The sequence below is a fragment of the Methylomonas sp. MgM2 genome (genome assembly GCF_054172045.1).
The window spans coordinates 1-24,835 of the sequence record NZ_JBSYXO010000001.1 but is presented as its reverse complement, the minus strand read 5'-3'; the positions used below and the strand labels follow the sequence as shown (position 1 = coordinate 24,835).

Below are 24,835 nucleotides of genomic sequence, written 5' to 3'. Positions count from 1 at the left end.
GTAAAATCTGGGTAAATCATATAAACCCGAATGTGCACAAATAGGCTTTGCAACGTGAGAGCTATTTGTTTAAGTTTATTAAAATCAATAAGTTAAAATATAATTATGGCACTCGTAACGCGAAGGTCGTAGGTTCGATTCCTATTGCCGGCACCATTTCATTTGCCAAACCCCATTCAGTAGTCTATTTTGCCTGCTTAGGCCGCTAGCGGCAACGCAGGGAATGACCAGTCGAGTTCGCTAACCCGAACATCGGCAAGCCTCGAAATACCAACGGAAAAACCATCATGAACGGCGAAACTCACGGCCAATTAGCCAATTTTATTTGGAGTATTTGCAACCTGCTGCGCGGCCCGTACAAACGCAACGAATACCGCAAAGTCATTCTGCCGCTGACCGTATTGCGCCGTTTCGACTGTCTGCTGGAACCCACCAAAGACAAGGCATTCGAAGAATTCCAAAGCCTTAAAACCAAACCGGAGCGTGTCGTACAAGCGCGGCTGCAAGCCATTACCGGCCACCGCTTCTACAATCTGTCGCGGATGCAGTTCGACAAAAACGCCGCTCATTCCCTGCTCAACGATCCGAACAATCTCGCGCCCAATCTCAATAGCTACATCAACGGCTTTTCTCCCAATGTCCGCGCCATCATGGAGAAGTTCAAATTCAGCGAACAGATTGTCCACATGGCGGAAAAGAACATTCTGTTCGAAGTGGTCAAAGCCTTTGCCGCCATCGACTTGTCGCCGCAACGGGTGGATAACGTGCAGATGGGCTACGTGTTTGAAGAACTGATCCGCATCGGCGCCGAGCAATCCAACGAGGAAGCCGGAGAGCATTTCACCCCGCGCGAAGTCATCAAATTGATGGTCAACCTGTTGCTGGGCCCGGAGCAGGATTTGGCGCAAAGTCATGTGGTCAAAACCATCTACGACCCGGCGTGCGGCACCGGCGGCATGTTATCGGTGGCCGAAGAATACATCCGCAAGCTCAACAAAGATGCCCAACCCAAGGTATTCGGCCAGGATTTTAACGACGAAGCCTGGGCGGTGTGTAAATCCGACATGCTGATCAAGGGCGAAGACGCCGACAATGTCATCCTGGGCGACTCCTTCACCCGCGACGGCTTCGACCGCGACAGCGACGGCAACAAATGGACTTTCGACTACATGCTGGCCAATCCGCCATTCGGCGTGGAATGGAAACAGCAACAGAAAGTCATCCAGCAGGAAGCCGATACCTTGGGCTATGCCGGCCGCTTCGGCGCCGGTACGCCGCGCATCAACGACGGCGCCTTGCTGTTCCTGCAGCACATGATCAGCAAGATGCGCAGCCCGGCAAACGGCGGCAGCCGCATCGGCATTGTGTTTAACGGTTCGCCCTTGTTTACCGGCGACGCCGGCAGCGGCGAAAGCGAAATTCGGCGCTGGATCATCGAAAACGACTGGCTGGAAGCGATCGTCGCGCTGCCGGAACAACTGTTTTACAACACCGGCATAGCCACTTATATCTGGATCATCAGCAACCGCAAGGAAATCCGGCGCAAAGGCAAAGTGCAATTGATCGACGCCCGCAACTTCTGGGTGGCTATGGAAAAATCCCTGGGCAACAAGCGCCGCCGCATCGGCGACCCTGGCGACAAAGCCAAAGACCCGGACCATATCGGCGAAATCACCCGCATCTACGCCAACTTTACCGATGGTGAAACCAGGGGCTTTACAGTTGACGGCAAAGACAAAGAACTGCTTGTCAGCAAGGTGTTCGACAACGAAGATTTCGGTTATCACAAGATCACCGTCGAGCGCCCGCTCAGGCTCAATTTCCAAGCCAGCGCCGAGCGCATCGCCCGTCTGGAAGAACAAAGCGCGTTTGTTAAGCTCGCCGCCAGCAGCAAAAAGAACGAAACCGCGCGTCAGCAGGACATCGAAGCCGGCCGCGCGCGCCAACAACAAATCCGTGATTTGCTGGCCGCATTTGCCGAGCGGCATGGCGACACTCTGTTTTTAGACCGCAAGCAATTCTTGACGGCACTGCGCGGCATCGAGCGCGGCCTCGACCTGCGCTTGTCGGCACCGGAACTCAAAGCCGTGCTGGCGGCGCTGGGCGAAAGGGATGACGCCGTACAGAAATGTGCCAGTGTCGCGGGAGACAGGATGCCGGGAGCGACAGCGCAAATCTGCACCGACAAACTAGGCAACCCGGAACCGGATACCGACTTGCGCGACACCGAAACCGTCCCGCTCAAAGAAACTATCGACGATTACTTTCAGCGCGAAGTGTTGCCGCACGTACCGGATGCCTGGATAGACCACAGCAAAACCAAAATCGGCTACGAAATCCCGCTGAACCGGCATTTCTACCGCTACGAGCCGCCGCGCGAGCTGGAAGTCATCGAAGCCGAGATCAAAGCGCTGGAAGGCCGGATTGTTGAGTTATTGCGGGAGGTGACGGCGTGAGCCATATAAGCACTTTCAAACAATTAGTCGAGAGCATTCAAACGCTGCATCAGGACTTGATCAATCAAATTGGTAAAGCCGTCAATATCGGCTTAACTATACGAAATTGGCTGATTGGCGGTTATATCAACGATTACGAATTACAAGGCGGGGATCGTGCAGAATACGGCGAGAGGCTGTTCGACGAGTTATCGCAAGCATTGCACGGCATTAGCAACTGTAATCGCCGCCAGCTTTATCGTTACCTTCGCTTTTATCGGTTTTACCCGGCAATTGTGGGGACACTGCCCCCACAATTGCCGCTCCTACCCGCATTGGAATCGATTCTGCAAAAAGTGGGGACAGCGTCCCCACAATCCGAGGGGACGCCGCAACTGATGACTCGCCTGTCATATAGCCACTTTGATTTGTTAGTCGATATAGACGACAACACCAAGCGCAGCTTCTACGAAATCGAATGCCTGCGCGGCAACTGGTCGGTGCGGGAATTGAAACGCCAGATCGGCAGCCTGTATTACGAACGCGCCGGTCTGTCGCACGACAAGCTCAAGCTGGCGGAACTCTCCCAACAGGGTGCCGAACCGCAGGCGCTATTCAACATCCGCGATCCTTACATCTTCGAATTTCTGGGTCTGAAAGCCGCCGAGGTGATGAGCGAATCGCAACTGGAAGACCAGCTGCTCGGCAAGTTGCAGGCATTTCTGCTCGAACTCGGCCACGGTTTTTGTTTCGAAGCCCGCCAAAAACGCATCCTGATCGGCGACGAACACTTTTTCGTCGATCTGGTGTTCTACCACCGCATCCTCAAATGCCATGTCTTGGTCGAACTGAAACTGGAAGCCTTCAGTCACCACAACATCGGCCAGTTGAACACTTATGTCAATTGGTACCGGCAACACATGATGAGCGACGGCGACAATCCGCCGGTGGGCATTTTGTTGTGTACCGAGAAAAACCACGCCTTGATCGAATATGCCCTGGCCGGCATGGACAACCAATTGTTCGTTTCCAAATACCTGCTGGAAATGCCGGACAAAACCACCATGCAGCAATTCATCGACCGACAATTGCGGGAGTTGCAGGCGTGAAGAGAGTATTCAGGCAATACCAAAGATCGGCCGCAACTCGCCGGAAATTCCGGATAGACGGGGGCAAACAACGCCCAAAGGCAACTATTCAAAAATGCTTAACGGTTTGCCAGAAAGGTAAATGGGTTGCCCGGCGCGTAGGCTGGGTAGAGCAACTGCGACTTGAAAAGCACGATAATGAAACCCGGCGGCAAGATTTGTCTTTGCCGGGTTTCATGGCATTCAACCCAGCCTACATTTGCTCGCAGGAGGCAAGCCGATGAAATACCCGGCTTATCCGCAATACAAGGACAGCGGCGTGGCGTGGTTGGGCGATGTGCCGGAGGGTTGGGATGTAAAAAAGATACGTTATTTGGCGCATATGAAAGGCGGTTCCACCCCTTCAACAACCGAAAATCAATTCTGGGACGATGGAGACATTCCTTGGGTTTCACCAAAGGATATGAAAGTTGGCCGAATTATGGATACCCAAGATCACTTAACCCCAGAAGGAGCCAAACAATGCGCTAGCGGCACTCTTGCGCCCGGCCATGTATTGATTGTGGTTCGTTCCGGAATTCTCCGTCATTCGTTACCGGTAGCCATAAACGACGTACCGGTTACTTTGAATCAGGATATGCGAGCCTTCAAATTGGGTGTGCGTCTTGATGCCGAATATCTACGTTGGTTTATCGAGGGCAACCAAAAACTATTGCTGGAGCAGTGGTGTAAATCCGGCACCACGGTAGAGTCCATCGAAATGAGTTATTTGGCAAACGGCTTGATGCCAGTCCCTCCAAAAACCGAACAAACCGCCATCGCCGATTTTCTGGATAGTGAAACCGGGCGGATCGATACGCTGGTGGCGAAAAAGCGCAAGCTGGTCGAGTTGCTCAAGGAAAAACGCAGCGCGCTGATTTCCCGCACCGTCACCCGCGGCCTGCCCGCCGACGCCGCGCGGGAATTCGGCCTGACCACCGGCAACGCCTCAGTCCATGAAGCGCCCGCCAACTACGGTAGGGGCGATTTCAATCGCCCGCAGGCCGAGGCGAATAAATTCGCCCCTACCAACGATCCCGCGCCATCCCAAGCATTCAAGGATTCCGGGGTTGAGTGGTTGGGGGAAATACCAACCCACTGGGATTTAAAAAAATTTGGACATATTTCAATAATTGTTCGCGGAGCATCTCCTCGTCCGGCTGGTGACCCTCGATATTTTGATGGAGACTTTATTCCTTGGATCACGGTAGGAGAAATAACAAAGGATGACCGGATGTTTCTAACATCGACTGAAGCAATGCTAACAGAAGAAGGAGCCGGTTATAGTCGAATTATCAATTCAGGAACATTAGTGCTGACCAATAGCGGCGCAACGCTTGGTGTACCCAAAATTCTAAATATCTCAGGGTGTGGCAATGACGGTATTGTTGCTTTCGAAAGTGTTTCAAACATTGCGAATATCAAGTTTCTATACTTTTATCTGAAATCGCTGACCAATACTCTTCGAGACCGAATTAAACAAGGCAGCGGGCAGCCCAATTTAAATACTGAAATCATTAGTTCATTGAGTGTTCCAATTCCACCCATTACCGAACAAACCGCCATCGCCGCCTACCTCGATCGCGAAACCGCCAAAATCGACCGGCTGGTGGAAAAAGTCGAAACCGCGATTACCCGCTTGCAGGAATACCGCAGCGCGCTGATCACCGCCGCCGTCACCGGTAAAATCGATGTGCGGGAGGCGTGATGAATAGCGATGCCGTCGTCGCCAAGCTGCGTGCCGGACTGGACAATGTGCTGGCGGTGTACGCCTTCGGCAGCCGCATACAAGGCACGGCAGGGCCGGACAGCGATCTGGATTTGGCGGTGCTGGTGGCAGGTTACGCCGATCCGCAAAGCTTATGGGCGTTGGCCGGCGAACTGGCCGATCTGGCCGGCTGCCCGGTGGACTTGCTCGATTTGCGCGCGGCATCGACCGTGATGCAATATCAAATCATTACTCAAGGTCAACGCTGGTGGGCGCGCGACGCCCAGGCGGCGCTGTACGAAGCGGCGATTTTGAGCGAAAAAACCGAACTGGATAGCGCCCGCGCCGGGCTGTTAGCCGATATTTCCCAACGAGGCAGCGTGTATGGCCGATGACGTACTGATCAACAAAGCCGCCAGCATCGAGCGTTGCGTGGCGCGGGCGCGCGAGGAATACGCCGCCAACCCGGACGGCTTTGCCATCGATTTCACTCGCCAGGACGCGGCGATTCTAAACATTCAACGCGCCTGCGAGGCGGCGCTGGACATGGGACAGCATCTGATTCGCCGCGAAAAACTGGGCGTACCGCAAAGCGCCCGCGACGTTTTCGAGTTGCTGGCGCGCGGCGGCTGGATAACTGCCGAACTGGCCGCGTCATTGAAGCGCATGGTGGGGTTTCGCAACATCGCCGTGCACGATTACCAGCAGTTGCATCTGCCGATTACCGTCAGCATTATCACCCGGCATCTGGACGAGTTTCTGGATTACAGCCGTGCGTTGCTATTGCGCGATACCGACCCGAGGCAAGGCTAGCCATGAATTCGACAATGCTGAATCCGTTCGACATTCTGCTGCGGCTGAATTGGGACGAAGGCGACGATCTGGAATTCAAATCGGCCAAGGGCGGCTTGCCGCTCAGCCTTTGGGAAACCTACAGTGCGATGGCCAACAGCCGGGGCGGCGTAATTTTGTTGGGCGTGGAGGATGACGGCCGGGTCAGCGGGGTTGGCGATGTTAAAAAGTTGAAAAAATCGTTTTGGGATACCGTCAACAATCGCGGCAAGGTCAGCCTGAACCTGTTAAACGACAGCGATTTGGCCGAAGTAAAGCATGAGGCGGGTTTGATTGTGGCGATCCGGGTGCCGCAAGCCGGGCGTTATCAAAAACCGGTGTTTCTGGGTCAAAATCCGCTGACCGGTACTTACCGGCGCAATTACGAAGGCGATTACCGCTGTACCGAGCAGGAAGTGGGGCGCATGTTGTCGGATCGTTCCGAACAGCCCGCCGATAGCCGCATTCTCGAGCATTTCGGCATGGCCGATCTGGATTTACCCAGTTTGCAGCAATACCGGCAACGCTTTGCCTCGCATAAGCCAACCCATCCCTGGTTGAGCGAGGACGATCAGGGTTTGTTGAGCAAACTCGGCGGTTGGCGGCGCGACCGCGCCAGCGGCCAGAAAGGCTTGACCGTGGCGGGTTTATTGATGTTCGGCCGGGACGAAGCCATCCGAGATGCATTACCCGGCTACCATGTCGATTACCGGGAAAAACTGTCCGACGATCCTGCCGTTCGCTGGACCGACCGCTTGACCGCCGACGGCACCTGGTGCGCCAATCTGTTCCAGTTTTATTTGAAAACCATTCAACGCCTGAATGCCGATTTGAAATTGCCGTTTCAATTGGACGGCGATTTGTTCCGCAAGGGTGAAGCCGAGGTACACGAAGCCATCCGCGAAGCCTTGGTCAACACCTTGATCCATGCCGATTACCAGGGCCAAGGCGGCATCGTGGTGGAAAAACTTAGCGATGCCTTTCAGTTTGCCAATCCCGGCACGCTGCTGGTTTCCGTTGATCAGCTGCTGCGCGGCAATGTCAGCGAGTGCCGCAATAAAGCCTTGCAAACCATGTTTATGATGATGGGCGCGGCGGAGAAAGCCGGTTCGGGCATCGATAAAATGCGCAAAGGTTGGGCCAGCCAGCATTGGCGCTCGCCGATGGTGCGCGAACAGGTGCAGCCGGACCGCGTGGAATGGCGCTTGCCTACCGTGAGTTTGATTCCCGACGATTCGTTGACTCGTTTGCAAGAGCGGTTCGGCGACACGTGGCGGAAATTCAGTAAAGAAGAGGTTCAGGCACTGGTGACCGCCGATATTGAAGGCGATGTGGACAACGCCCGGCTGCGGCAGATTTGCCTGTTGCATGCGGCGGACGTGACGCGCCTGTTGCAAGGCCTGGTGGCCAAGGGCGCGCTGGAACAGGTGGGTCAAGGGCGTTGGAGCCGTTACCGTGCACCTGTATCCGACCACTTCCTACATAAGGACGCTGACTCCCTACATAAGGGCGCTGACTCCCTACATAAGGACGCCGACTCCCTACATAAGGGCGCCGACTCCGAACATAACGTCGATTTGTTGGCCGTGGCTGCTCCGGCGAGAAGCCAGCAGCGCTTAATGCCTAAAGAAATGGAACGGATTATTCTGACGCTGTGCCTGAATCGCTGGTTGACCCGGAATGAAATTGCCAATTTGCTTAATCGCAATTCGGAGAGCATACGCCAACGCTTCCTCAATCCCATGGTAGAACATGGTTTGCTGTCCTTGCGTTATCCGGACAAGCCCAACCGCGTTGACCAAGCCTATAGCACGACTGAACAATCACTGTGGGACGACATGCAATCAACCATCAACAGGGATGATTAGATGAAGCAAACCACCGAAAAAGCCTTCGAAACCTATGTCGAGCAAATGTTGCTGGCCAAAGGCTGGCAAGCCGGTTCGGTGAAAGAGTGGGACAAGGAGCTGGCTTTATTCCCTTCGCGCATCACCGATTTTATCGCGGCCACCCAAAGGCTGCTTTGGGACGGCATGCGCGAGCTTCATGGCGCCAATCTGGAGACCTTAATCGTCAACGAGCTGGTCAAGCAACTGGCGATCAAAGGCTCGTTGCATGTGTTGCGCCACGGCTTCAAGTTTTACGGCAAGACCTTTCGGCTGGCCTATTTCAAACCGGCGCACGGCTTGAATGCCGAGGTGCTGGCGCATTATCGACAAAACCGGCTGACGGTGACGCGGCAGGTGCCGTGTCATCCGGGTGACCACAGCACGCTGGACATGCTGTTTGCGGTTAATGGCTTGCCGGTGGCAAGCTGCGAGCTGAAAAACCCGTGGACCGGGCAAAACTGGCGGCATGCGGTTCAGCAATACCGCAACGACCGCAATCCGCGGGCGCCATTGTTCGAGTTCAAGCAGCGGGCGCTGGTGCATTTTGCCGCCGACCCGGACGAAGTCCACATGACTACCCGGCTGGCCGGCAAAAACACCTTTTTCCTGCCGTTCAATCGCGGCAGCCATCCGGGGGAAGTGGTCTGCGGGGTAGGTAACCCGCAGCATCCGTCCGGCTACCGGAGCGGTTATTTCTGGGAAGAGGTGCTGGCGCGCGAGCAGTTTTTGGACATCCTCGGCAATTTTATGTTTATCGAGAAAAAGGAAGAAAAAGTCGACGACGGCAAGGGCGGCAGCCGCTTGATCCGGAAAGAAGCGGTGATTTTTCCGCGCTTTCATCAACTCGACGCGACCCGGCGACTGGTGTCTGCCGCACAACTGGAAGGACCCGGCCGGAATTATCTGATCCAGCATTCGGCCGGCAGCGGCAAGACCAATTCGATTTCCTGGCTGGCGCATCGCTTGGCCAGTTTGCATAATGCCGATGAACAAAAGGTATTCGATTGCGTGATTGTGATTACCGACCGGCAGGTATTGGACAGGCAATTACAGGATGCGATTTATCAAATCGAACATGCGCAAGGCGTGGTCAAGGCCATCGATCAGGATGCCAAGCAGTTGGCGGCGGCGCTGATCGACGGCACCAAAATCGTGATTACCACATTGCAGAAGTTTCCGTTTGTATTGCGCGGCTTGTTGCATGCCGCCGGTGCCGACAATATCGACGCCGCGGACGAGCCGGCAAAAACCCAAGCCAAAACCTGGGAAGCGGAGATAGCCAAGCGGCGTTATGCGGTGATCGTCGACGAAGCGCACTCGTCGCAAACGGGTGAAACGGCCCGAGAACTCAAGTCGATTTTGGGCGGTTCATCTCCCCTCGCCTCTGCGGGGAGAGGGGACGGGGGTGAGGGGGAAGAACCGGACTGGGAAGACCGCTTGAATCAAGTGATGGCCTCGCGCGGCCGCCAGCCCAATATCAGCTTTTTCGCCTATACCGCTACTCCGAAGGGCAAGACCCTGGAGCTGTTCGGCCGCGTTGGCCATACCGGCAAGCCCGAGCCGTTTCATCTATACAGCATGCGCCAGGCCATCGAGGAAGGTTTTATTCTGGACGTGTTGCAAAACTACACGACCTACAAGACCTATTTCAAACTGGTCAAAGCGATGGAGGACGACCCGAACCTGCCCAAGAAAAAGGCCGCGCGGGCCTTGGCCAAATTCTTGGTGCTGCACCCGACCAATATTTCCCAAAAAATCGAAATCATCGTCGAGCATTTTCGCCACCACGTTAAGCGCCATTTGGGCGGTCAAGCCAAGGCCATGGTGGTGACCAGTACCCGCTTGCTGGCGGTTAAGTACATGCAGGCCTTTCAGGCTTATATCGAGCAACACGGTTACCGCGATGTGCAACCCTTGGTGGCGTTTAGCGGCACGGTGCTCGATCCCGAAACCGGGCAGGAATACACCGAACCGGGCATGAACGTCGACAGCGTGACCGGTCAAGCTATCGGCGAAAAACAATTGCCGGAGCGCTTCAATTCACCCGATTATCAAGTGCTGCTGGTCGCCAACAAGTACCAAACCGGTTTCGATCAGCCGAAGTTGATGGCGATGTATGTCGACAAACGCCTGGATGGCGTGCAGGCGGTGCAAACCCTGTCGCGCCTGAATCGCATGCTGCCGGGTAAGGATGCGCCGTTTGTGCTGGATTTTGTCAATGAAGCTGAAGGCATTTACCAGGCATTCAAACCCTATTACGACGCCACCAGTTTGCAGGAAAGCTCCGACCCGGCTTTGCTGGAACAAATCAAGCATGATTCGGACGGCATGCAGATTTATTACTGGAACGAAGTGGAAGCGTTTGCTCGTATTTTCTACCGTTCGCCCAATAAGCAGAATCCGGCTGATCACGCTCATCTGCAGCGCCATTTACAACCGGCAGTGGACCGGTTCAAGGCGATTAGCGACGAGGAACAGCGTTCTATGTTTCGGGGCAAGCTAAGCGGTTATGTCAATGTGTATGCTTTTTTGAGCCAGATCATGCCTTATGCCGATCCCGATCTGGAAATGCTGTATAGCTTTGGCCGTTTTTTATTGCCGCACTTGCCGCCGGACAGGGATAACACCCTCGTCAAGCTGGGCGACGAAGTCGATTTGCAATATTACCGCTTGCAGCGGGTATTTTCCGGCGCGATTGATCTGGCGGATGAGCAAGGCGAGTACGCGGTAAAAAGTCCCACCGATGTCGGCAGCGGCAAAGCCAAGGACGAAAAAGCCCCGCTGTCGGAAATCATAGAGCTATTGAATAACCGTTTCGGCACGGATTTTACCGAAGAAGACCGCTTGTTCTTCGAACAAATCAAGGAAAAAGCCACCAACACGCCGGAGGTAATTCAATTACGGCAAGCCAATCCGTTTGACAAGTTTCAGCTGGGGCTGCGGCAAATGCTGGAAGACCTTATGATTCAACGCATGCACGAAAACGACAAGATCGTTAGCCGTTACATGGACGACAGAGCGTTCGAGGATGCGGCATTTGCGGTGCTGTCCAGGGTGATTTTTGAGAGCATTCCTCAATCCGGGGGATAGACAGGGTCTGCAATGTTCGAAGCTTACCCGTTTATGATGGCCATCGTGGTCAACTGGTTTTTAGTGTTTGACATTGCGCCGAATTGGGATTAGAAGTCAGTTCCCGCACAAAAAACAACGGCGAATCTTTCAAGCATAAGAATAATAACTACGGAGGTTGCCAATGGATTCAAATGAATCATCATCCAGCCATTTCTTTCGGCGTTTATTTTCCGAGAAAAAGCTTTTCAATATCGGCGCCACTGAGCAAAAGATAAATTATCTGCAGCTGAAAAAACAGCAGATATCAAGTGTCGAAATCGATCAGTCGAACATATTCGGCTCGCATCGACCGCAATACTTCAAGCCAAAGCTGATCATGGCTTCCCCCAAAAAGCCGGCTCGGCACATACCCCTCTATCCCAACTCGGAAATTATGATCGGAAGTCATATTTTGAGCGATATAACGATCACCGGCTTTCGGATAGCCGATTTTCACGCCAAAATCACCGTTTCCGGCCACAAGATTTATGTCCAAGACTTGCATAGTCATTTAGGTACTTTCGTTGATGGCCAACGCTTGACGCCAGGCATATCTCATGAACTGGCCGATGGTTCGACGGTTACCATCAAAGATCACCGGTTTCATTTCGATATCCCGGCAAGCGCGCAATCCCCGCTATCTCAACTAAACAAAGAACAAGCCCGGATAAAGGCGGACAGTGATTGCACTTGCAGCCGTCTGATCGATGAATATCAACGACTCGATATCTGGAAATCGTCACTCATCCCGTTGAAAGTCACCGCGATAATCAATGAAACCATTGACACTAAAACCATACGCCTTGCCAGTGACAGCCCGATGCTATTCCATTATCAACCCGGTCAGTTCGTTACCCTGCATTTAAACATCGACGGGCAGGAGCAAAGACGTAGCTTTAGCATCGCCTCTAGTCCTTCAAGGCCTTATGGCATCGAAATTACCGTTAAAAAAAAACCGGGCGGTCTGGTTTCCAATTGGCTGCACAATCACCTTAGGGAGGGTGACCGCTTGATGGTTAAAGGCCCCATGGGCCGATTCAGTTGCTTTAATCATTCGGCGCCCAAGCTACTGTTAATAAGCGCCGGTAGCGGTGTTGTGCCGATTATGTCGATGTTGCGCTGGTTATCCGACGTCAGTGCGGAGGTAGATGTACTGGCAATGCTTTCGTTTCGTTATCCCTCCGACATTATCTATCGCCGGGAATTAAATCTATTAAAAAAACGCCATAAAAATATTCTCATTTATATAACCTTGACCGGCAAACATATCGGCAAAAAAACCTGGCCTGGACCATTGGGCCGTATCGATCTATCGCTGCTGAAAGAACGAGTGCCGGATTTGACCGAACGTGAAGTGTTCATGTGCGGCCTCGATGCATTTATGGTCGAGGTTGGCAAACACTTGCAGGCGTTGAAACTTCCCGCCCCGCAATTACATAAGGAAAGTTTTAGTTTGGCTACGCCAATTGATAGCGCCTTACCTAGGGCTGAGCTTAGTCAATTGAAAAACAGAACGGGAATGTATCGAATAAATTTTGCAAAATCCGGCGTTCAGGCTGTCACCAATGGGGATGAAAGTTTACTGATGCTGGCTCATCTTTACGGGATAAAAATCGACAACGAATGCCTGACAGGTAGCTGTGGCGAGTGCATGGTCAAATGCTTGCAAGGCGACGTCACTATGGGCGACCAAGTGCAAATCGGCGAGCGGGAAAAACAAGCTGGCTGGATTTATAGCTGCAGTGCTTTCCCGAAATCCGATTTGATTCTGGATATCTAATTCATCTTCTTCGAGGTGTCACATGTTTTCTTTTTTTAAATCCGGAAAAAAAACCAAGTCCATGCCTGCGGTCACCTTGTTGCCGGGCTCTCAAGGCGAGCACTTTTTACAACGACAGTTTGATACCCGGCAACGTGCGTTGAAGTTTTACGACAAGCAAGTACTGAATTTTTTGTCACCCGTGATGATGGCGTTCTTGCCCAAGCAGGAGTCATTATTCATTGCCACTGCCGACAGACACGGCGAATGCGATTGCTCCGCGCGTTTTGGGCAAGCCGGTTTTATTCGAGTATTGGATAACAAACACCTGACTTATCCGGAATACCGCGGCAATGGCGTCATGGCAAGTTTGGGCAATATTACGGAAAATCCGCATATTGGCATGATTTTCATCGATTTTTATGAAACCACGGTCGGTCTGCACGTGAACGGCGAGGCAAAAATCTTTGAAAACGAAGAACTGATCAAACATCATAAAAATCTGCCGAATGACGTCATCGCCGAGATTCAGCGCGAGGGTAACCGTCGTCCGGAACGCTGGGTAATGGTGGAAGTGGAAGAAGCTTATATTCAATGCTCCAAGCATATTCCGCTTTTGAGAAAGCAGGAAAAGACCATCCATTGGGGTACCGATAACGACATCATCAAGCGCAGCGACTTTTTTGATTTATCCGATTTGTCGCTATATGAGCGCATTGGCGGCGACGCGGCAATCGAAATGGTGCTGGATCGGTTTTATCGGAAAATTTTGCTGGACGACGGCATCAAACATTTTTTCGACGATATCCCTATCGGCGAACAGCTCAAGAAACAACAAAACTTCCTAAAAATGGCCTTTGGCGGCTTTGGCCCGGACAATCCTTATTCGGATGATTATTTGCGCAGCGGTTACCGGCGCTTGTTCGCAAAAGGGCTGAACGACAAGGACTTCGACCGTGTCGTCAAACACCTGCAGGATACCTTGCAAGAGTTGGATGTACCAGCCCAGGAAATTGCCCGGATCATGGAAACTCTGAAGCCGACGCGCGACACGATTCCGAACCGTTAGTTTTGATTGGCAAACCATGCGATAAGAAAATAATCCGGATTATCCATGACAAAGCGAAAGGGCGGATGACGCTGCGCTCATCCGCCCTTCGGTCCTTAAACGACAATCGCTCCGGTATTATTAATGTCCGTCATTTGATATTCAGCCGATGCCGGGTTTGCAGAACCAGGCTGGGGCGAATGAGAACGAAACCCGGCTTAGACGCTGAAAAGCTTTCTAAGCCAACGAGCCGTTTAAATGAAAAGAAACTCGATTATTTCAGAGCATTTTCCGGCGTTCGCGTGGCTCTACCCAGTCTACGGTCCTAGCGAGGCAGCAGCAAATCTTCCAGAAAGAAAGCGGATAGCTCGGTGCGTCCGGTCACCCCGGCTTTCCGGTAAACCGCGCGGGCTTGGTCGCGTATGGTACGCTCGCTGGCATTGCGCACTTGGGCAATTTCGCCATGACTGAGGCCTTTCAACATTAACATGCCGACTTCAGCCTCTGCCGGGGTGAGTTGCCAGGTTTCAAACTGCTTTTGAATTTGAATGGCCAGACCGGCGATAAGTTCTCGATTTGCCTCGCGCCACTGCTGCGCTTGTTGATGGGCCAAAGCCAAATCTTGCGTCAGCAAATTGATTTTGGATTGTGCAAATTGATAATAAAGCCGACCAAAATAAACCAGCCCTACCAGAGAAAGCAGCAGAATGATCGCTTCTATAAGCAAATGCGGCCAAGGCACGCCGTCTCGATAGTCGCCCAGAAAATCCAAAGTGATCAGCACAAAAACAAACGAGCATATGGCAATGGCCCATTGGCTAAATCGCTTGTCATCGTTAATAAACGCCATAAAGATGCCCTATACGTCGGATGACGGATGTCAAAGAAGCCAGTTTATCGCAACATTAGGCCCGACTTGATTTGAATCCGACAATTGATTGGGAGCGATAACATGACAAATGAGAAAAAAACCTTAACGGTATGGGATCCGGCGATTCGCATTGGACATTGGACTTTAGTGCTTGCATTTTTTACGGCTTATTTTAGCGAAGATGACTTCATGGCCCTGCACGTGTGGGCCGGGTATGTCGTGGGAGTCTATTTGCTCGCTCGAATAGCGTGGGGCTTTGTCGGCGGAAAGTACGCGCGATTCAGCAGCTTTATCTATTCCCCGGGCAAGATTATCGAATATATTAAAAATCTGATAACCCGCAAGCCGCAGCATTATATCGGTCACAACCCTGCTGGCGGCGCCATGGTGATCGCATTGTTACTCAGCTTGTCGGCCACTACCTTTACCGGTCTGAAATTGTATGCCGTAGAGGATAATAAAGGGCCATTCGCCTTATCAGCATTGCAAGTCCAGGCACAAATTCAGTCCGTTAGCGTGATTTCTCAGGCCAATGCGGAAGAGAGCGGGGCTGAAAGTGAAGACTCCGAAGATGCCGATAGCGAACACCAGATTGATAAACAAGCTGAAGAGTTTTGGGAAGAATTGCATGAGGGTTTCACTAACCTGACCCTGTTATTAGTGTTTTTACACATTATGGGTGTTGTCGTATCAAGCTACATCGATAAAGAGAAATTGGTCAAAGCCATGTTTACCGGAAAAAAAGACATCGATGACACTTACCGGTGATGCCCATGTCATATGTAGTGATCAACATAAACCGGAAAGGAAGAAGTCCGATCGGACCGTAGACTGGTGCATTGGTTTGAACTGACTCGATATGTGCTGCTTCACTCTTGTCGCCCTGAATTAGCACCATCCCCGCAAACAATTTTCCATCAACGATTCCGGCACCCGTTCAAATTCCCTTAGTTTCTTGCTGAGCAATACCCATGCGCGGCTGCGCGCATGGGCGGCAATATCAACATCGTTAACGCCTATAGGCGACCGGTTCATTCCAAAGCGACGCGTCTACGGCCGTAATGCATCGCCAGAACCGGTCCCGGCTAATTCGAATGTTGGACGCGAGAAAACACAAATACCAAAGGCTTTTTGCCAGCTTTGTTTCCTAATGCTAAAATCTCGCCCCCGACGCTCGCTTCGCCGCGAGTGGTTCGCGTCAACGTGGACGCAAGATGGCTGGTTTGCAAGGTTACGCTTTCGTCCTCCGCTTTGTTAAAATCCGCCGCATTATCCGGCGCCCGCCCGTTACAGTTGGGATATATAAGGCCGCCGATTTCCTATTCCGCTGATTTTGACCATATGCCTAACCCGAACCTCAGTTCTTTATTCCGCCCTGAAATTCTCGCGATGTCGGCTTATCATGTCGCCGACGCCAACAACTTCATCAAACTCGACGCGATGGAAAATCCCTATGGCTGGCCGGAGCGGATTCAAGAAACCTGGCTGGAACATTTAAAAAATTGTCCGATGAACCGTTACCCCGACCCGGAGGCCAAAGCCTTGGCGGCCGCCTTACGGAAAAGCAACGGCATACCCGAGCAATCCGGTCTGATATTGGGCAATGGCTCCGACGAGATTATTCAAATCTTGCAAATGGCATTGGCGGCGAATGCTGCGGTGTTAGCGCCGGAGCCGGGCTTTGTGATGTATAAACAAATCGCGCACAGCTTGGGGCTGCATTACCACGGCGTTCCGTTGTTGGCCGATAGTTTCGACCTGGATATGCCGGCCATGCTGGGCGCTATCGAAACGCATCGGCCGGTGCTGATTTTCCTGGCTTATCCGAACAACCCGACCGGTAACCTGTTCGACGCCCGGGCTATCGAAGACATTCTGGCTGTCGCACCTGGTTTGGTTGTGGTCGACGAGGCCTACGCGCCGTTTGCGGATGCCAGCTTTATGGACCGCTTACCTGCATATCCGAATCTGCTGGTGATGCGCACCCTGTCGAAACTGGGTTTGGCCGGATTGCGTCTAGGCTTTCTGGCCGGAGACAATGCCGTGCTCGATCAACTGAACAAGGTGCGCCTGCCCTACAACATCAACTGTTTGACCCAGGAAACGGCGCGTTTCGCGTTGGAACGCCAAGCCTTTCTAAACGAGCAGACGGAAGCGATTTGCCGGCAACGAGCCGAAGTTTTACACGCTTTGCAGAGCCATCACGGCGTCAAAGCCTATCCAAGCGCCGCTAATTTTATTTTATTTAAAACCTTGAATAAGCCGGCGGACGCGGTATTTGCTTCCTTAAAAAAACAAGGCGTTTTGATCAAAAACCTGTCGCCGCAGGGCGGCATGTTGAGTGACTGTTTGCGGGTGACTATAGGCAAGCCGGACGAAAATCAGGCATTCCTTAAAGCACTTGTACAAGCTCTTGCCGAATCCCTTTGACAAAACCTGCATTTATTCGCCGTGTGCCGTTCGTATAAAGACTTCCACTAAACGGCGGCAGTAAGGTATATTTGCCGAAAACTATAATAATTGCTGCATATTCTATGCATCATCACGCAACAGGAGTGTTACCTATGAATGAAGGCGTCGATACATCTAAGCGCCAGTTTCTGACCTCGGCTTTGTCGGTGGTTGGAGCCGTCGGAGCCGGATACCTGGCTGTCCCGTTTCTTTCCCAAATGCAACCCAGTGCCAAGGCTATGGCGGCCGGCGCTCCTGTTGAAGTCGATCTCAGCAAGATGGAGCCCGGCCAGTTGATCCGCGTGGCTTGGCGCGGAAAGCCGGTTTGGATACTGAACCGGACGCCGGAAGTGCTCGAAACCCTTCCGACCTTGGACAGCAAACTGGCCGACCCGAATTCCAACGAATCGAATCAACCCGAATACACTAAAAACCCAGTGCGCTCGATCAAGCCCGAAATCTTCGTGGCGATCGGACTCTGCACGCATCTCGGCTGCTCACCAACCTTCCGTCCGGAAATCGCGCCCAGCGATTTGGGCAACGATTGGAAAGGTGGTTTTTTCTGCCCTTGTCACGGCTCTTGGTTTGATCTCGCCGGCCGCGTGTTTCGCGGTGTTCCGGCCCCGACCAACCTGGAAATCCCACCTTACCACTACGTCAACGACAACCTGATCATCGTCGGCGAAGACAGCGAGGCAACCGCAGCATGAGAGACAAAATAAATCAATGCGGCCAATGGCTGCTGGAGCGTTTCCCTATTTCGGATTTGTGGAACGATCACATGGCGCGCTATTACGCGCCGAAAAACTTTAACGTCTGGTATTTCTTCGGCTCATTAGCCTTGTTCGTACTGGTCAACCAGTTCGTCACCGGCATTTTGCTGACGATGAACTATAAGCCCGACGCAAAACTGGCTTTCGATTCGGTCGAATACATCATGCGCGACGTCAACTGGGGCTGGCTGGTGCGTTACATGCACTCCACCGGGGCTTCGGCCTTCTTCATCGTCGTCTATCTACACATGTTCCGCGGGCTGATTTACGGTTCGTTCAAACAACCGCGCGAACTGATCTGGATCTTCGGCATGCTGATTTTCGTCTGCCTGATGGCGGAAGCCTTCATGGGTTATCTACTGCCCTGGGGCCAAATGTCCTACTGGGGCGCTCAGGTGATCATTTCGCTGTTCAGCGCGATTCCGGTGATCGGCGACGAACTATCGCTGTGGATACGCGGCGACTATGTCGTTTCCGACGCCACCTTAAACCGGTTCTTCGCATTCCATGTCATCGCGGTACCTTTGGTGCTGTTGATTTTGGTGTTCCTGCACATCGTCGCCTTGCACGAGGTTGGCTCCAACAATCCGGACGGGATCGAAATCAAGAAAAACAAAGGTAAAGACGGCCACCCGGTCGACGGGATTCCGTTTCATCCTTATTACACCGTCAAAGATCTGGTTGGCGTCGGCGTATTCATGTTCTTCTTTGCGGTTGTGATCTTTTACATGCCTGAAATGGGCGGCTACTTTTTGGAACATGCCAACTTCATCCCGGCCGATCCATTGAAAACTCCGGAACATATCGCACCGGTTTGGTATTTCACGCCGTTTTATGCGATTTTGCGCGCGGTGCCGGATAAATTTGCCGGCGTGATTGCGATGGGCGGTGCCATCGTCGTCCTATTCATGTTGCCTTGGCTTGATCGCAGTCCGGTCAAGTCGATCCGCTACCGCGGCGGCATATTCAAAAAAGCCCTGTTACTGTTCGTCATCGCATTCATAGGCCTGGGTTATCTGGGCACTCAACCCGCGACGCCGGTGGCGACCACGATCGCCAGAGTATTCACTGCGATTTACTTCGGCTTCTTCTTGTTGATGCCCATCTATACGCGTTGGGAGAAAACCAAACCGGTTCCGGACCGATTAACCGAGCAGCCCACCTTGGAGGACAGGATTCCATGCGTTAAGGCGGTCTTCAATGAAGTCGTCAGCATCGAGGAGGTCATCGACGAATCGAACAAAACCGCCAAGAAAATAAGGCCGAATTATCAAGGCATTAAAGCCGTACTAATTTGTTTCGCAAAATTTCTGAAAAAGAGCCTGGATTAAGTCATGAAAAAAGTTCTCTCTACTCTTTTGCTTTTGCTGCCTTTAAGCGTATCGGCCAGTGGTGGTGGAGTTAAATTGCAAAGCCCCGACATCGATCTGTCGGATAGTGCTTCGCTGGAGCGCGGCGCTAAACATTACGTCACTTATTGCCTGGGCTGCCACTCGGCCAAGCATATCCGTTACAAACGCATCGCGATCGATCTTGAATTAGACGAAGCTGAAATCTTGAAAAACGTCGCACCGCTGGGCGCGGGCATCTACGACCAAATGCATTCGGCCATGAACGGCCACGATGCCGCAATCTGGTTCGGCACCAATCCGCCCGATTTGTCGTTGATCGCCCGTTCTCGCGGGGCCGATTGGTTGTATAGCTACTTAAAGGGTTTTTATAGCGATCCGGGCAAACCGAATGGTGTCAACAACGTCGTCTTTAAGGACGTTGGAATGCCTAATGTGTTCTGGCAGCAACAAGGCATGCAAGAAGCCGTCGTCAAAAACGTTAACGGCCAGGAAGTCGTTACCGATTTGAAGCTGGTTGAACCGGGCCAACTATCGCCTAAAGAATTCGACCAATTGGTCAACGACTTGGTCAATTTCTTGGTCTATGTCGGCGAACCGGTACAATTGGAAAGACAGCAGATGGGAAAATACGTACTGTTCTTCATCCTGATGTTCATCGTGTTAGCGTATCTGTTGAAAAAAGAGTACTGGAAAGACGTACACTAATCGCATTAAACGGGTCGCCAATACGGCGTCCCGTCTTAAAAACACATCGTTTCGGCGGCCTCGCGGCCTCCCACAAAACCATGATCAACCATGGTACAATTCGCCCCGTTTTTGAACCCTGCTCATCCTTTAGAGGTTATTCTTCGTGGCAAACATCACCAGCCGTAAATCTGCAATGATTCTGTTTAGCTCCCGGAACTGCATTATGAGTCACTGTGCCCGCCTCGTCGTTCAGGAAAAAGGCGTGCCGGCCGAAATCGAATACTTCGATCCGACCGACCCGCCGGAAGACTTGTTGGAGCTCAACCCGAACGGCAATGCCCCCACCTTTATAGAACGAGACTTAGTGTTATACGATGCACGAATCATCATGGAATATCTGGATGAGCGTTTTCCTCATCCGGCCCTGCATCAAATGGACCCTGTCGCCCGAGCCAACGCGCGCATGCTGATAAAACGCATCGATCAGGAGTGGTATCCGTTACTGGAGGACGTATTAATCAACGGCGATAAAAAAGCCGCGAGATCGAAAAAACAACTGAAAGAAAGCCTAATGGCTGCAGCGCCGGTTTTCGAAGCAACGCCGTACTTCATGAGCGAAGAATATTCATTGATAGACTGCGCGATGGCTCCTCTGTTATGGCGGCTTTACAGCATAGGCATAGACATCACGACCCTAGGTAAAGGAATTACCGCGTACGCCAACCGCCTGTTCTCGCGTAGAGCGTTTCAAGACAGCCTGACCAAAGAAGAAAAGGCATTAATGCCTTCAAATAAATGACTCCTTTAAAACCCTATTTGATCCGGTCCATTTATGAATGGATCACCGATAACGAACTAACACCACACTTACTGGTGAACGCCGAATATCCGGGCGTTAATCTGCCTACGGAATTTGTCGAGGATGGCCGGATTGTCTTGAACATCCGTCCGCAGGCCGTGCAAGGCCTGGTACTCGGTAACGACGAAATCCAATTCAATGCCCGTTTTTCGGGCAAGCCGATGCGCATCAACGCGCCGATTCAAGCCATCTTAGCGATTTATGCCAAGGAAAATGGTAGAGGCATGGTATTCGATCCGGAAGACCCCGACGATGATACGCCGCCGCCAGAGCCGGAAGATAAACCGAAAAAGCCGCAACTACGGGTCGTCAAATAAAATGTATCCGGTCTTTTAAACTGAGCGTCGGCCAATAAACCTCTAAAGACGGCGCAATTGCGATAAAATGCGGCAATCACTGTTTGTGGGGGGAATAACCATGACTCACGAGACTGAAGCCGCGATGTCCGAAGCCGACATCATCGACCGGTTAAGCAAAGAACTGCCGCATTGGTATTATGAAAACGGTTGGATACGCCGCAAGATCAAGACCAGCGGCTGGAAAGCCACATTGATGGTGGTCAACACCGTCGGCCACCTGGCCGAAAAAGCCTGGCATCATCCCGACTTAACCGTGTCCTATGCCTTCGTCATCGTCAAGCTGGTCACTCATTCGGCCAAAGGCGTGACGGACAAAGATTTTGCGCTGGCCAAAAAAATCGAAGAAGTGGTCCTGTGGGATGCCGCCGCCGAATCCAACGGCGTTTTCGAAGGCACGCCCGACGACCCGCGTTTCAAATATATCAAGAAAGACTGAGGACGATCCATGACTGAAATCACCGAGGTACCCAGCCCGTTCTGCGGTATCGGCACCGACGACCTGCTCATACAGGTGGACGGAACCAAGCTGAAAGTCGCCTCCAACGGTTGCGCGGTCAACACGCCGGCTTTCGAACAAGCCGTCGGCGATACCAGCCCTCGCATCGCCGGCCGGGCCGTTGATTTCCCGGCGGCAGTTTCCAAGGCTGCCGAATTGATGCGCGACACCCGGCAGCCCGTGATCGGCGGCTGTGCGACCGACGTCAACGGTATGCGCGCCCTGCTGGCATTGGCGGATAAAACAGGCGCGGTGGTAGACAGCTCCGCTTTCAACAACGCTCGCCGCAATTTGTTGGCTCTGCAGGATGCCGGCTGGATGAATACCACGCTGGCCGAATTGAAGAATCGTTGCGATTTGCTGGTTATCGTCGGCACCGATTTGGAAGCCTTCGCTCCGCGCTTTTTCGAGCGCTACCTGTGGAACGAAGAAGCCATGTTCCTGGAAAACACCGCTCAGCGCGAAGTGATTTATCTCGGCAAGGCGCCGTCCGGCGAGGCGTCGACTTCGCCGTCGGGCCAAAAAGCCGCCGTTCTAAGCTGCACCGATGCCGATTTACCCGATGTGCTTGCCGTGCTTTCTGCCTTGGTCAAAAATCAAGCGCTGCAGGCCGACAGTGTCGGCGGCATTGCCACGAGCGAACTAAAAGCGGTTGCCGACAAATTGCGCTCAGCCAAATACAGCGTCATCGTCTGGGGCGCCGCGGCTTTGGCCTACGACCACGCCGAACTGACCGTACAAGCGATCTGCAACATCGTCAAAGACCTCAACATGCAAGACACCCGCTGTTCCGGCTTTCCGCTCGGCGGCAAGGAAGGCGACCAAACCGCCAACCAGGTTTGCGGCTGGACGACAGGCTATCCGGCGCGGGTCAATTTCGCCAACGGCTATCCGGTCTACGATCCCTTTCTATTCGATAGCCAAGCCATGATAGGCAACGGCGAAACGGATGCCTTGCTCTGGGTAAACGCCTTCAACAGCGGCGGGGTGCCGCCGCAAAGCGATGTCCCGACCATCGTAGTCGGCCGTAGCGGCATGACCTTCGAAAAGGAACCCGACGTGTTCATCCCGGTCGGTACCCCCGGTATCGACCATCCCGGCCACGCTTACCGATTGGACAACGTCGTGGCGATACGCCTGAAAAAACTCAGAGATTCCGGCCTGCCCAGCACAGCAGAGGTGCTGCACGCCATCGAACAAGCCCTTTAGGATACCGACATGCTGATAAAACTCACAGGCGGCACCGTTTACGACCCGGCCAGCGGCATAGACGGACAACAATTCGACATCTTCATCAAGGACGGTCGCATCGTCGATGCGCCAAGCGACGGCCGCCCGGTCGATCAGGAATACGACTTGCGCGGCAAAGTAGTGATGTCCGGCGCGATCGACATGCATACCCATATCGGCGGCGGCAAAGGCAACATCGCCCGCACCCTGCTGCCGGAAGATCACCGCATGGATCCGGTCGCGCGCACCCCCGTCACCCGCTCCGGCAACGGCCACGCGATGCCGTCCAGCTTCGTCGCCGGCTACCGTTATGCGGAAATGGGCTATACCGCCTGTTTCGAGCCGGCGGTACTGCCGGTCAACGCCCGCCAGGCCCACATGGAAATGGGCGACACGCCCATCGTCGACAAAGGCGGCTACGTGATGCTGGGCAGCGACGATTTCCTGCTGCGCATGCTGACCGCCAAGAAAGACCAAAAGGCCATCAACGATTACGTGGCCTGGACGCTGAACGCGGCCAAGGGCATCGGCATCAAGGTCGTCAATGCCGGCGGTATTAGCGCTTTCAAATTCAACCAGCGCAAATTGGACTTGGACGAAAAGAATGCCTATTACGATGTCACCCCGCGCCGGATTTTGCAAACCCTGGCCCGCGCGGTCCAAGAGTTGGGCATTACCCATCCCCTGCACGTACACGGCTGCAACCTGGGCGTACCCGGCAACGTCGATACCACCTTGAACACGATACAAGGTGTCGACGGCTTGCCGATGCATTTGACCCATATCCAGTTCCACAGCTACGGCACCGAAGGCGACTTCAAATTCTCGTCGGGCGCCGCGCAAATCGCCGAAGCCATCAACAGCAACAAGAACATCACCGCCGACGTCGGCCAAATCTTGTTCGGCCAGACCGTCACCGCCTCCGGCGACAACATGCGCCAGCACGCCAACCATAAATTCGCCAATCCGAACAAATGGGTGTGCATGGACATCGAATGCGATGCCGGCTGCGGCATAGTGCCATTCAAATACCGCGACCAGAACTTCGTCAACGCCTTGCAATGGGCCATCGGCCTGGAAATTTTCCTGCTGGTCCAAGATCCGTGGCGTATTTTCCTGACCACCGACCATCCGAACGGCGCGCCGTTCACCAGCTATCCGCACTTGATCCGCCTGTTGATGGATAGAAGCTTCCGCAACGACATGCTGGCAACCATCCATCCGGAAGCACAGAAGATGACCACGCTGGCCTCGATCGAACGCGAATACAGCTTAAACGAAATCGCCATCATGACCCGCGCCGGCGCGGCCCGCATCATAGGCTTGAAAGACCGCGGCGCATTGAGTGCCGGCAACTGGGCGGATATTACCGTTTACACCGAAAACGCCGACCGGCAGGCGATGTTCACCAAACCTGACTACGTGTTCAAGGACGGCGAATTGGTGGTTAAAGACGGCGAGGTGGTCAAAGTCACTTGGGGCACGACCCACATCGTCAAACCCGACTACGACCTGGCTATCGAAAACGACCTGAAACCCTATTTCGACAAATACCTGACCATGAAACTGGGCAACTTTAAAATCAGCGACGACGAAATCAGCGAAGACGGACGCGGCAGTTTGACGGCGCATCCGTTGCGGGGTGTGGCTTAGAAATTTGGGCGAAAATGTAGGTACGATTTACCCTACTGGGCATGAAAGCGAAGCGTAATTGTACGATATGGCATGCAACATTCCTCCGATTACGCTATCGCTAATCGGAGCTACGTGAACTGAAACCCTATTTCGACAAATACCTGACCATGAAACTGGGCAACTTTAAAATCAGCGACGACGAAATCAGCGAAGA

The 24,835-nt window shown here is 53.0% G+C and carries 20 protein-coding genes; 19 read left to right on the top strand and 1 reads right to left on the bottom strand.

Annotated elements, in window-relative coordinates:
• The first annotated feature begins 287 nt into the window (after window positions 1-287).
• The 9 genes from ACW73I_RS00100 to ACW73I_RS00060 all read left to right on the top strand — a co-directional run bounded on the left by ACW73I_RS00100 (window position 288) and on the right by ACW73I_RS00060 (window position 13,929).
• Window positions 288-2,456: a type I restriction-modification system subunit M gene (locus ACW73I_RS00100; RefSeq protein ID WP_458027163.1), complete on the top strand. Its 2,169-nt coding sequence runs from the start codon at window positions 288-290 to the stop codon at window positions 2,454-2,456.
• The gene (locus ACW73I_RS00095) at window positions 2,453-3,544 is read left to right on the top strand and encodes a PDDEXK nuclease domain-containing protein (RefSeq protein WP_458027162.1); all 1,092 of its coding nucleotides are present in this window, start codon (window positions 2,453-2,455) and stop codon (window positions 3,542-3,544) included. Before ACW73I_RS00100 ends, ACW73I_RS00095 begins: the two co-directional genes overlap by 4 nt.
• A 259-nt stretch (window positions 3,545-3,803) precedes the next feature.
• Entirely contained in the window at window positions 3,804-5,270 is a 1,467-nt protein-coding gene (locus ACW73I_RS00090) for a restriction endonuclease subunit S (RefSeq protein WP_458027161.1), read from the top strand.
• The gene (gene mntA / locus ACW73I_RS00085) at window positions 5,270-5,665 is read left to right on the top strand and encodes a type VII toxin-antitoxin system MntA family adenylyltransferase antitoxin (RefSeq protein WP_458027160.1); all 396 of its coding nucleotides are present in this window, start codon (window positions 5,270-5,272) and stop codon (window positions 5,663-5,665) included. The genes ACW73I_RS00090 and mntA overlap by 1 nt, the downstream gene beginning before the upstream one ends.
• The gene (gene hepT / locus ACW73I_RS00080; protein WP_458027159.1) at window positions 5,655-6,083 is read left to right on the top strand and encodes a type VII toxin-antitoxin system HepT family RNase toxin; all 429 of its coding nucleotides are present in this window, start codon (window positions 5,655-5,657) and stop codon (window positions 6,081-6,083) included. The genes mntA and hepT overlap by 11 nt, the downstream gene beginning before the upstream one ends.
• A 2-nt stretch (window positions 6,084-6,085) precedes the next feature.
• Window positions 6,086-7,969 carry an RNA-binding domain-containing protein gene (locus ACW73I_RS00075; RefSeq protein ID WP_458027158.1) on the top strand — a complete coding sequence of 628 codons (1,884 nt, stop codon included), beginning with the start codon at window positions 6,086-6,088 and terminating at the stop codon, window positions 7,967-7,969.
• The gene (locus ACW73I_RS00070) at window positions 7,970-11,080 is read left to right on the top strand and encodes a type I restriction endonuclease subunit R (protein WP_458027157.1); all 3,111 of its coding nucleotides are present in this window, start codon (window positions 7,970-7,972) and stop codon (window positions 11,078-11,080) included.
• 163 nt (window positions 11,081-11,243) lie between these two features.
• Window positions 11,244-12,881 carry an FAD-binding oxidoreductase gene (locus tag ACW73I_RS00065; protein WP_458027156.1) on the top strand — a complete coding sequence of 546 codons (1,638 nt, stop codon included), beginning with the start codon at window positions 11,244-11,246 and terminating at the stop codon, window positions 12,879-12,881.
• A gap of 22 nt (window positions 12,882-12,903) precedes the next feature.
• Window positions 12,904-13,929 (top strand): globin domain-containing protein, encoded by a 1,026-nt coding sequence (locus ACW73I_RS00060; protein ID WP_458027155.1) that lies wholly within the window; start codon window positions 12,904-12,906, stop codon window positions 13,927-13,929.
• A gap of 304 nt (window positions 13,930-14,233) precedes the next feature.
• Here ACW73I_RS00060 and ACW73I_RS00055 read toward each other — a convergent pair whose 3' ends face one another.
• A complete protein-coding gene (locus ACW73I_RS00055; protein WP_458027154.1) occupies window positions 14,234-14,758 on the bottom strand; it encodes a helix-turn-helix transcriptional regulator in 525 nt (174 codons plus the stop codon).
• Window positions 14,759-14,860: 102 nt separating this feature from the next.
• Here ACW73I_RS00055 and ACW73I_RS00050 point away from each other — a divergent pair, with 102 nt between their 5' ends.
• From ACW73I_RS00050 to ACW73I_RS00005, 10 genes are all read left to right on the top strand, one after another.
• Complete coding sequence (locus ACW73I_RS00050) at window positions 14,861-15,547, top strand: cytochrome b/b6 domain-containing protein (protein WP_458027153.1); 687 nt, start codon at window positions 14,861-14,863, stop codon at window positions 15,545-15,547.
• Between the two features lie 573 nt (window positions 15,548-16,120).
• Entirely contained in the window at window positions 16,121-17,209 is a 1,089-nt protein-coding gene (gene hisC, locus ACW73I_RS00045; RefSeq protein WP_458027152.1) for a histidinol-phosphate transaminase, read from the top strand.
• Window positions 17,210-17,343: 134 nt separating this feature from the next.
• Entirely contained in the window at window positions 17,344-17,940 is a 597-nt protein-coding gene (gene petA, locus ACW73I_RS00040) for a ubiquinol-cytochrome c reductase iron-sulfur subunit (RefSeq protein WP_458027151.1), read from the top strand.
• Window positions 17,937-19,334 (top strand): cytochrome b, encoded by a 1,398-nt coding sequence (locus ACW73I_RS00035; protein ID WP_458027150.1) that lies wholly within the window; start codon window positions 17,937-17,939, stop codon window positions 19,332-19,334. The genes petA and ACW73I_RS00035 overlap by 4 nt, the downstream gene beginning before the upstream one ends.
• Before the next feature lie 3 nt (window positions 19,335-19,337).
• Window positions 19,338-20,060 (top strand): cytochrome c1, encoded by a 723-nt coding sequence (locus ACW73I_RS00030; protein ID WP_458027149.1) that lies wholly within the window; start codon window positions 19,338-19,340, stop codon window positions 20,058-20,060.
• Between the two features lie 175 nt (window positions 20,061-20,235).
• Window positions 20,236-20,841, top strand: coding sequence for a glutathione S-transferase N-terminal domain-containing protein (locus ACW73I_RS00025; protein WP_458027461.1), 606 nt, complete (start codon window positions 20,236-20,238; stop codon window positions 20,839-20,841).
• The gene (locus tag ACW73I_RS00020) at window positions 20,838-21,218 is read left to right on the top strand and encodes a ClpXP protease specificity-enhancing factor (protein ID WP_458027148.1); all 381 of its coding nucleotides are present in this window, start codon (window positions 20,838-20,840) and stop codon (window positions 21,216-21,218) included. Before ACW73I_RS00025 ends, ACW73I_RS00020 begins: the two co-directional genes overlap by 4 nt.
• Before the next feature lie 100 nt (window positions 21,219-21,318).
• Window positions 21,319-21,696: a 4a-hydroxytetrahydrobiopterin dehydratase gene (locus ACW73I_RS00015; protein ID WP_458027147.1), complete on the top strand. Its 378-nt coding sequence runs from the start codon at window positions 21,319-21,321 to the stop codon at window positions 21,694-21,696.
• A gap of 9 nt (window positions 21,697-21,705) precedes the next feature.
• On the top strand, window positions 21,706-22,965 hold the full coding sequence (locus ACW73I_RS00010; RefSeq protein ID WP_458027146.1) for a formylmethanofuran dehydrogenase subunit B: 1,260 nt from the start codon (window positions 21,706-21,708) through the stop codon (window positions 22,963-22,965).
• A 9-nt stretch (window positions 22,966-22,974) separates the two neighbouring features.
• On the top strand, window positions 22,975-24,639 hold the full coding sequence (locus ACW73I_RS00005) for a formylmethanofuran dehydrogenase subunit A (RefSeq protein ID WP_458027145.1): 1,665 nt from the start codon (window positions 22,975-22,977) through the stop codon (window positions 24,637-24,639).
• The last annotated feature ends 196 nt before the right edge of the window (window positions 24,640-24,835 follow it).